This window comes from Dickeya sp. NCPPB 3274 (assembly GCF_000406205.1).
GTDB lineage: Bacteria > Pseudomonadota > Gammaproteobacteria > Enterobacterales > Enterobacteriaceae > Dickeya > Dickeya fangzhongdai.
This window is the reverse complement of the sequence record NZ_CM001979.1, coordinates 233,277-238,832: the sequence shown is the minus strand read 5'-3', so window position 1 is coordinate 238,832 and position 5,556 is coordinate 233,277. Positions and strand designations below refer to the sequence as shown.

Sequence of the window (5,556 nt, the reverse complement as noted above, 5' to 3'; positions counted from 1 at the left end):
CGGTACCACGGCCGGAGATGGAGAATACGTCTTCGATCGGCAGCAGGAACGGCTTGTCAATCGCACGCTCCGGTTCCGGAATGTAGCTGTCCAGCGCTTCGGCCAGTTCGATGATTTTCGCTTCCCACTCGGCATCGCCTTCCAGCGCTTTCAGCGCGGAACCGCGGATAACCGGCGTGTCGTCGCCCGGGAAGTCGTACTGAGACAGCAGCTCGCGCACTTCCATCTCAACCAGTTCCAGCAGCTCTTCGTCATCAACCATGTCGCATTTGTTCAGGAACACGATGATGTACGGAACGCCTACCTGGCGACCCAGCAGGATGTGCTCACGGGTCTGCGGCATCGGGCCGTCAGTCGCAGCAACTACCAGGATCGCGCCGTCCATCTGGGCAGCACCGGTGATCATGTTTTTCACGTAGTCGGCGTGTCCCGGGCAGTCAACGTGCGCGTAGTGACGAGTCGGGGTATCGTATTCAACGTGAGAGGTGTTGATGGTGATACCACGCGCTTTTTCTTCCGGCGCGTTATCGATCTGGTCGAATGCACGAGCCTGGCCACCGTAGGTTTTCGCCAGAACGGTAGTGATGGCAGCGGTCAGCGTTGTTTTACCATGGTCAACGTGGCCGATAGTACCGACGTTAACGTGCGGTTTTGTACGTTCAAATTTTTCTTTAGACATCGATTGTCCCTCTAAGACACGGATAAATCGGTGGTATCACCACATCAACCAAGCAATTACTTGCTGAGCTTTTAACAGAAAGAAAATCAGGAGGAAAAAAAAGAAGTGGTGCTGATAGGCAGATTCGAACTGCCGACCTCACCCTTACCAAGGGTGCGCTCTACCAACTGAGCTATATCAGCACATCTAATTGGAGCGGGCAGTGGGAATCGAACCCACATCATCAGCTTGGAAGGCTGAGGTAATAGCCATTATACGATGCCCGCATCCTGGAACTCGGCTACCTGATTTCTCTGTAGAACATTAAAGCAAGGTACAATTTATATTGATACCTTGCTTTTTTTTCGATTCGGTTTTGATATTGCGCCACCGCATCGATTGCATCCTGTCTCCAGGATTGAATTTGGTGGTGGGGGAAGGATTCGAACCTTCGAAGTCTGTGACGGCAGATTTACAGTCTGCTCCCTTTGGCCGCTCGGGAACCCCACCTGATTGTATGCACTTGATGGTGCCGGCTGCCGGAATCGAACTGGCGACCTACTGATTACAAGTCAGTTGCTCTACCTACTGAGCTAAGCCGGCATCAAGTGCTGCGCATTCTAGGCAGAGGGGCCGGTCTATGCAACAAAAAAATTGCTCAAAACGCGCTATCGCCTAGATTTTGCACAAATTCGGATACTGTTTCACATTCCTGTCAATCATTCGTGCAAATAAGCGTCAGACAACATGTTAAAAGCGCTCTGCGCGTACGGTTCTCAGGCATTCAGACCTCAATGATATGCTGCCGTCATCGCCGAATATCTGCACCAAAAAAGTGATAATGCCCCCCTTTGTGGCGGTCCTGAGCATGAGATTCGGCATTTAGCCACTTTTAGTCGCTCATCGGTGAATGGAACACTCCTTGCATGACGAACCAGACGAGACACACTTTAGCCCACCCCAGCAGGAGAGACAGCATGAAGATCGTATTACTGAATGTCGCCACTCTTCCGGTCTATCGTTACGAGTTAGCCGGCTTACTGGTAAATGCGGTGGCAAAGGGAGCGTCTGTCGGTTACCAGTCACCACTGACGCACGAGGAAGCCGAGAGCTATTTTCACAGCCTGCGTCCTTCTGTCGCCGAAGGAGAGCGTCTGTTATGGATTGCGCGCGATGATAATGGCGTAATAGGCAGTATCCAGCTTGAACTGTGCCAAAAATCAAACGGACAAAACCGGGCTGAAATACAAAAACTGCTGGTTCATAGCAGCATGCGGCGTCAGGGGATTGGAAAACGTTTACTCTCCACGCTGGAGCAGGCGGCATTACAGCATCGGCGCGGCTTGATCTATCTCGATACGCAAGCCGGTTCGCCTGCCGAGCACTTTTATCGTGCTCAGGGTTACCGCTATCTGGGAGAACTTCCCGACTATGCCAGTTCTCCCGATGGTTATTACTATCCGACAGCAATTTACTACAAGCGCCTGTTCGCCGTGAATCGCGTAGAACGCGCCCTCGCCGGCTAATTCCTACCTGATGCCTGTATCACAGGTATCAGGGTTGATACAGATTTTTGCTTCTTTTCCTGACCCTCATGGTGGTAACCTGCCCGCTGGACGATAATTTTATCAGGAAAGGATGCTGCGGCTGTTGCCTGTCCAGCCTCCCGGTGTCTCAGTTTCATGCACTGAAACCTGGCTGTTTCCCTTCCTTACCGGTAGCGTCAAGCAGAAATACATTTATGACTAATAACGCGCAATCTTTCGCAACGCCTTATCTTCAGTTCAATCGTCAGCAGTGGGCCAACTTGCGTGACTCTGTGCCATTGACTCTGACTGAAGATGAAATCATTAAACTCAAAGGCATTAACGAAGATCTATCTTTGGATGAGGTCGCGGAAATTTATCTGCCATTATCTCGACTGCTCAATTTTTATATCAGTTCCAATTTACGGCGTCAGGCCGTGCTTGAGCAGTTTCTGGGAACCGATGGGCAGAAAATCCCCTATATCATCGGTATTGCCGGCAGTGTTGCCGTAGGGAAAAGTACAACAGCGCGTGTACTGCAGGCATTACTCAGCCGCTGGCCGGAGCATCGCAAGGTCGAACTGATTACCACCGACGGCTTTCTTCATCCCAATAAGGTATTGCAGCAAAGAAACCTGATGAAGAAAAAAGGGTTCCCCCAGTCCTATGATATGCATAGCCTGGTAAAATTCGTTTCTGAGATAAAATCCGGCGTCCCTTGGGTCACTGCCCCCACCTATTCTCATCTGACCTATGATATTGTGCCTGATTGCAATAAAGTCATAGAACAGCCAGATATTCTTATTCTTGAAGGGCTGAATGTACTACAAAGCGGGATGGATTATCCCCACGACCCTCATCGTGTTTTTGTATCTGATTTCGTGGATTTTTCCATTTATGTCGATGCACCTGAGGAACTACTGAAGAGCTGGTATATCAATCGATTCCTGAAATTCAGGCAGGGTGCATTTACCAATCCCGACTCCTATTTCCATAATTATGCAAAACTAGCGGAAACAGAAGCCGTTAATATCGCATCACAATTATGGAATGAGATTAATGGTTTGAATCTCAAGCAGAACATATTACCCACGCGTGGACGAGCCAGTCTTATCATGACCAAAAGCGCAAATCACGCAGTCGAGTGTGTACGCTTAAGAAAATAAAATTAGAGGGGATGACAATCCCCTATTACCATCCACGCAGAGAAATCTCACCACCAATATAAGATTGAATTTCCCCATCCTGCTCCAGCAATAACGCCCCCTGGTTATCAATTCCTTTATCAATACCTTTTATTTCCCGATTACCGACAATCAGCCTCACTGCACGATTATAAAAATTATCCAGATTGTTCCATCGGGAAATAAAAGGCGCCAAACCTTGTTGCTCATAAATAGCCAATGCGGCACGTAATTCAGTAACAAGCCTCACAGCCAGCATATTACGATCAATATCAATCCCGGCTTCCTGTAGATTGATCCATCCCTGATCGATCACAGTCGAACCTGATGAATTCATGCGCAAATTAATACCTGCACCGATGACCAGATGCGCAGCATCCCCCGTCCGCCCATTTAATTCAACGAGAATACCAGCCAGTTTTTTATCGTTCAGATACAGGTCATTCGGCCATTTTACCCGTACCCCTTCAGCGCCCAGATGATGCAAGACTTCCGCCATAATGATGCCAATCACCAGACTCACGCCAACCGCTGCGGCAGGCCCCTGTTCCAGACGCCAATACAGTGACAAATAAAGGTTACTGCCAAAGGGGGAAAACCATTTTCGACCACGCCGTCCCCGCCCAGCCTGTTGGTATTCAGCAATGCAGGCATCACCCGACGATACCGAATCAAGACGATCCAACAGATATTGGTTGGTAGAATCAATTACGGGTAAAACCGCTATATTGCCGCTTTGTATTTGCGAGCGAATTTTCTCCGCATCGAGCAATTGAATGGGGGCTGAAAGTGCATAACCTTTTCCAGTTACAGTAAATACATCCAGCCCCCACTCTCTGATGGTCTGAATATGTTTGTTGATGGCTGCTCGGCTCATCCCCATTAGTTCACCGAGATACTCCCCCGAATAAAACTCACCATCGGACAGAATAGAGATTAGCTTCAACGGGACGGTATAATCTTTCATGCTAAAACCTCCACTGCGTTAACCTCTCCCTGAGCGGAAATAAACCGTACCTCAGGCTCCAGCCATACATTGAATTGCTGTGCAACCTTATTTCTTACATAACGAGCCAGATTAACCAGATCACGACTGGTTGCTTCGCCTTTATTCACCAGAACCAGAGCCTGCTTATCATGAACCGCAGCCTGACCAATTTGATGCCCTTTCAAACCGCATTGATCGATCAACCAGCCGGCAGCCAGCTTTACCTCACCATTCGGTTGAGGATAATGAGGGGCATTAGGATAACTCGCCAGAATGTGTTCAGCTATCGCAGCAGGAATAACCGGGTTTTTGAAGAAGCTACCTGCATTACCCATTACCGCGGGATCGGGTAATTTGCTCCGCCTCATCTGACAAACGGCGTCAAAGATTTGTTTGGCTGTCACTGCCGAAGGGTCAAGACGGGTAAGATCGCCATATTCCAGGACCGGCTTCCACTCTTTCGATAAACGTAATCCGACTGCGATAATGGCAAATCCATCCTGGTATTCATGCTTGAAAACGCTATCCCGATAACCGAACCGGCACTCTTCAGCACTCAGACGCGCTGTCTCGCCTGTTCTCAGATTTAGCATATCGACATAAGCACAGACCTTTTTCAGTTCTACGCCATAAGCACCGATATTCTGAATAGGCGCGGATCCAACACATCCTGGGATCAAGGCCAGATTTTCAAGACCGGAAATCTGGCGTTCCAGCGTATATTCCACAAGGCGATGCCAGTTTTCCCCAGCCCCAACATGGAGCATCCATTCAGATGCAGTCTCTTTGATCTCAATCCCTTTGAGCCGATTGATGAGTACTATGCCGTGAAAATCGTCAAGAAAGAGTACATTACTCCCTTCCCCCAATATCAGGACCGGTAACCCGCTCTGGTGAGCACGCTGCCATGCAGATAACAACTCGCTTGAATTTTCGATAGTCGCGACCTCTGTCGCAAATACCGGTAATGAGAAGGAATTAAACGATTTTAGAGATGTGACAGAATTCGTCATAGTAGCCAATACTCAGTAAACAGTTAGGCATAGTCTAACTGATTCTGAGGGATTATTGAGGGATGTTTTCTCTGCCGGCAGGCACAAAAAAAGGGACGGGGTACACAGAGGAAGAGCCACACAACGCCGGAAGACAGAACCGGACCAGACCGTAAGCCACAACGCCGGGCCGCCGGCCGTATCCGTC

General features: G+C 49.1%; 5 protein-coding genes and 4 tRNA genes. 2 read left to right on the top strand and 7 right to left on the bottom strand.

All coding sequences use genetic code 11. The annotated features are described in order from the left end of the window. The 5 genes from DXX3274_RS22540 to DXX3274_RS01725 form a co-directional block, all read right to left on the bottom strand. On the bottom strand, nucleotides 1-679 hold a 679-nt coding region (locus tag DXX3274_RS22540), incomplete at its 3' end, for a GTP-binding protein (protein ID WP_042858242.1). Between the two features lie 106 nt (nucleotides 680-785). Beyond that, a tRNA-Thr gene (locus tag DXX3274_RS01740) sits at nucleotides 786-861 on the bottom strand. Between the two features lie 9 nt (nucleotides 862-870). Next, nucleotides 871-945, bottom strand: a tRNA-Gly gene (locus tag DXX3274_RS01735). A 138-nt stretch (nucleotides 946-1,083) separates the two neighbouring features. Then, nucleotides 1,084-1,168: transfer RNA gene (locus tag DXX3274_RS01730), tRNA-Tyr, on the bottom strand. Between the two features lie 17 nt (nucleotides 1,169-1,185). Next, nucleotides 1,186-1,261, bottom strand: a tRNA-Thr gene (locus DXX3274_RS01725). A 374-nt stretch (nucleotides 1,262-1,635) separates the two neighbouring features. On the opposite strand from DXX3274_RS01725, the gene DXX3274_RS01720 reads away from it, so the two are divergent. Together DXX3274_RS01720 and coaA are read left to right on the top strand one after the other, a co-directional pair. Further along, nucleotides 1,636-2,184: a GNAT family N-acetyltransferase gene (locus DXX3274_RS01720; protein ID WP_042858240.1), complete on the top strand. Its 549-nt coding sequence runs from the start codon at nucleotides 1,636-1,638 to the stop codon at nucleotides 2,182-2,184. A gap of 215 nt (nucleotides 2,185-2,399) precedes the next feature. Then, complete coding sequence (gene coaA, locus DXX3274_RS01715; protein ID WP_038663363.1) at nucleotides 2,400-3,350, top strand: type I pantothenate kinase; 951 nt, start codon at nucleotides 2,400-2,402, stop codon at nucleotides 3,348-3,350. Nucleotides 3,351-3,375: 25 nt separating this feature from the next. Here the strand turns inward: coaA and birA are convergent, their stop codons facing one another. Together birA and murB are read right to left on the bottom strand one after the other, a co-directional pair. After that, nucleotides 3,376-4,335 (bottom strand): bifunctional biotin--[acetyl-CoA-carboxylase] ligase/biotin operon repressor BirA, encoded by a 960-nt coding sequence (gene birA / locus DXX3274_RS01710; protein WP_042858238.1) that lies wholly within the window; start codon nucleotides 4,333-4,335, stop codon nucleotides 3,376-3,378. Further along, nucleotides 4,332-5,369: a UDP-N-acetylmuramate dehydrogenase gene (gene murB, locus DXX3274_RS01705; RefSeq protein ID WP_042858237.1), complete on the bottom strand. Its 1,038-nt coding sequence runs from the start codon at nucleotides 5,367-5,369 to the stop codon at nucleotides 4,332-4,334. The genes birA and murB overlap by 4 nt, the downstream gene beginning before the upstream one ends. Between the last annotated feature and the right edge of the window lie 187 nt (nucleotides 5,370-5,556).